General features: G+C 70.6%; 2 protein-coding genes and 2 pseudogenes. 3 read left to right on the top strand and 1 reads right to left on the bottom strand.

Annotated features, from left to right (window positions below):
* From AC2W7C_RS14630 to lexA, 3 genes and pseudogenes are all read left to right on the top strand, one after another.
* Positions 1-792, top strand: a 792-nt coding sequence (locus tag AC2W7C_RS14630) for a hypothetical protein (protein WP_486002072.1), incomplete at its 5' end; no start/stop codon positions are given.
* A gap of 233 nt (positions 793-1025) precedes the next feature.
* Positions 1026-2405, top strand: coding sequence for a serine hydrolase domain-containing protein (locus tag AC2W7C_RS14625; RefSeq protein WP_486002073.1), 1380 nt, complete (start codon positions 1026-1028; stop codon positions 2403-2405).
* 71 nt (positions 2406-2476) lie between these two features.
* Positions 2477-3170, top strand: a pseudogene (lexA, locus tag AC2W7C_RS14620) (transcriptional repressor LexA).
* Here the strand turns inward: lexA and AC2W7C_RS14615 are convergent.
* Positions 3151-3813, bottom strand: a pseudogene (locus AC2W7C_RS14615) (ComEC/Rec2 family competence protein); the annotation flags it as partial. The pseudogenes lexA and AC2W7C_RS14615 sit on opposite strands and share 20 nt — an antisense overlap.

The raw sequence follows: 3813 nt of genomic DNA, 5'->3' as shown, positions 1-3813 counted from the left end.
CTGGACGGCGCCGCCCGACGGGAGCCCGCGCACGCGTTCTGGACGGCGGGATGTGCCCTCCTGGCCGCCGCCGTCGCCCTGCCGGTCGCGGCGTTCACGCCGATCGACCGGATGATCGGCGCCGAGCCTGCGGCTCCATCGGTCTTCCACGCCGCCCTGCCGGCCTTGCTTTCACCGTCCCCCGCCCCAGCGTCCTTGGAGGCCCGCGAGGTTCCGATCGCCGGGCCGGACGAGGCGACGGTGGCCATCGGGACCGGCGCGGGGATGGGGGAGGAGACCGAAGAGCCCACCGCCCAGCCCCCGGTTCCGGGTCCAGCCCAGCCCTCCCCCTCGGCCCAGGCGCGGCCCGAGGCCTTGACGCCCGACTTGGTCGCCCAGATGCGGCTGATCGGCGTCACGCCGGAGTGGATCACCTCTCTCGAAGGCGATCTGCCGTGGATCCGCCGTCTTACGCCGCGGCAGATGATGAACCTCGCCGGCAACCAGGTCGGTCCCGAGTGGATCCGCTCCCTTCGCGAGGTGGGATACGACAACCTCACCTACGACCAGGTGCTCTCCCTCGCGGCCAATCAGGTCGGTCCGGACTACGTCAAGGACCTGGCCTCGGCCGGCTACCGCGACCTCTCCGTGGCGCAACTGATCCAGATGAGGACCGCCGGGGTCGACGGCGACTACGTCCGGCGCATGCGGGCCGAAGGGCTGCGCGTCGATCCGCCCGCCGCCGCGCGCCACGGCACCGATCAGGATCGGCGACGACGTCCGCCCGCCCCTCCGCCGCCCGGCGAGGGATAACCCGCCGCTTTCGCCTTCCGCCGAGCCTCGCCGTCTTCCTTCGACCGCGCCTCGCTCCCTGTCTCGGGGATCGATCCTCGCGCCTGCCTGGAGCTCAGACATGATCCGCGCCGCCCTTCTGTCCCTGTCCGTCGTCGGCCTGATCGGCGCCGCGCCGGCGCCCCGCTCGCCCGACCTGCCGGAGTCAGGCCCCGCCCCCCCTCGCCGCCCAGGCCCTTTCGACGGAGCAGCGGATCGATCGAACCGATCAGGCCGTCCGCGCCTTCATGGCCAGGACCCAGACGCCGGGCGCCCAGGTCGCGGTGGTCAAGGACGGCCAGGTGGCCTTCTCGCGCGCCTACGGCTCGGTGAACCTGGCGCTCGACGTCCCCGCCACGACCGAAAGCGTGTTCACCCTCGCCTCCATCACCAAGGCGTTCACCGGCCTGGCGGCGATGCAGGCGGTCCAGGACGGCAAGCTGGACCTCTCGGCGCCCGTGTCACGGTATCTCGACGATCTGCCAGAGGCCTGGCGCGGGGTCACCATCCGACAGCTTCTCAGCCACATGTCCGGCCTGCCCGACATCAACCGCGCCCCGACCGTCGACACCAACCAGGAGCAGGCCTGGGCTTGGACGCTGGCCCAGCCCGTGCGCTTTCCCCCGGGCGAACGCTTCCACTACTGCCAGACCAACTACACCCTCATCCAGCGCGTGCTGAACCGGCTCTACGGCCGCAGCGAGGATGCCGTGATCACCGACGCGCAGCTCGCCGCCGCTGGCATGACCTCGACCGTCTACGCCGACTCCCGGGCCGTGGTCCCCGGCCGCGGGCTCGACTACCAGTTCGCCCGCCCGAGCCCGGCCGCGCCCGGCGTGCTGGAGCAGCGCTACTACATCTCCCTGCCGTTCCACCGCGCGTCGAACGGCCTGGCCAGCACCGCCGACGACATGGCGCGCTGGATCATCGCGCTTGAGGACGGGAAGCTGCTCGACCCTGAGCGGATCGAGATGATGTGGACGCCGGCCGCGTTCAACGACGGCTCCCTGGGCCAGTGGGGGATGGGCTGGACCATCCTTCCCCGCGGAAACGGACACCGTGCGGTGGGCATGACCGGCGGCGCGCGATCGGCCTTCTTCATCTATCCCGAGGACAAGGTGGCGGTGGTGATGCTCACCAATCTTTCGGGATCCTATCCCGAGGATTCCATCGACCGCATCGCCGCGCTCTGGGCTCCAGGCCTGCGGCTCACCAGCGCGCCGGCGCTGCGAGCCGCGCTCGACGAGGCCGGCTACGAGCACGCCGAAGGCGTCGCCCGCGACCTCGCTCGGGCCGATCCCGCCTTGCGCTGGAACGAACTGGAGCTCAACGACTGGGGCTACCGTCTGCTGCATAGCGGCCGCCCGAGCGACGGCCTGGAGATCATGAAGCTGATCGTCGCCTTGTTCCCGCAAAGCGGCAACGCCGAAGACAGCTTGGCCGAGGCCCATGCGATCAACGGCGACCCCTCCCAGGCCGTTGTCCACTACCGCCGCTCGCTGGCGCTCGATCCCGCCAACACCCACGCCGTCCAACAGATCGAACGGCTGGAACGGGCGTCGCCGGTCGGTGGCTCAGAAGCCGCTCGCCGTTAAGTTGACATTAGGCAAGAACACTTACAGAACATCGACAACGGTTCACGCCTTGTTCTGGACGATTCGACGCCATGCTCACGCGCAAACAGCACGAACTCCTGATGTTCATCCACGAACGCATCCAGGAAACCGGCGTCTCTCCGTCCTTCGACGAGATGAAGGAGGCGCTGGACCTCGCCTCCAAGTCGGGGATCCATCGGCTGATCACGGCGCTGGAGGAACGCGGCTTCATCCGCCGCCTGGCTCACCGGGCCCGGGCGCTGGAGGTCGTCAAGCTTCCTGAACAGGCCGCCGCCGGGGGCGCCGCGCGGCCACGCGGGGTTCAAGCCGGGCGTGATCGAGGGCGGCGGACGCCGCGCCATCGCCGAACCGGCGAACGACACGCGCGAGCTTTCCCTGATGGGCAAAATCGCGGCCGGCACGCCGATCGACGCCATCGAGCACGAGACCGCCCGCTATCCGGTCCCGGAAGCCATGCTGGGCGCCGGCGAGCACTATCTGCTCGAGATCGAGGGCGACTCGATGATCGAGGCCGGCATCCTCAACGGCGACATGGTCATCATCAGATCGACCGAAAACGCCAACTCGGGCGAGATCGTCGTCGCCCTGGTCGAGGGCGAGCAGGCCACGCTCAAGCGTCTGCGCAAGAAGGGCGCGTCGATCGCGCTGGAGCCGGCCAACCGCAATTACGAAACCAAGATCTACGGTTCGGACCAAGTCGCGGTTCAAGGCAAGCTGGTCGGCCTCATCCGCCGCTACCACTGACCCCGGAGGCCTCGGCGTCGCCGTAGCGGCTCCATGGCCGCTCTCCGCGCACATCCGCGACCCAAAGGGCCCGCCACCGGTTCGCCGCCTGCGGGCCGTCTCGCCATAGCTCCACCGCCCCGCCCCGGGCGTAGTCCACGCCGTCCAGAACTAGGTTCTCCTCGCAGGCCGCCGGCAGGGCGGACACCTGCGCCCTCACGCTGACCACCGGCGCGGCGCGGCACAAGGCCCCAAGTTGCTCCGCGGTCGGCGTCCGGCGTCCCCACCAGATCGCCACCGGGCCGGCTGCGGGCCTCATAGGCGCGCAGGCGAAGCGTGTGCAGGTCCATCCCTCATCCGGCCGCGCCTCGGCCATCAGCCCTCGGCGGCGCGACCAGACATCGATGGCGAACTGACGCACGGCGGGCCGGACGACGACGGCCGTCCCATTCCGCACGAACGCCGCCTGGGTCCCGCCGTCCCCGATCCACAGGTCCGGCGCCGCCGGGCGGGGCCAGACCAGCACCGCGCAGGCCAGCGGCGCTCCGAGCCACCGCAGCGGCCCTCGCCAGAGACAACAGAACAGCACGCCCAGGAAGGCGATCGGCAGGGCGGCGGCCGGGGCGCTGGCGACCGTCCGCACCGCCCCCGGCAGGGCGGCCCA

Source organism: Brevundimonas sp. CURTG3B2_SDJG (assembly GCF_057364705.1).
This window is presented reverse-complemented; position numbering and strand designations above follow the sequence as displayed.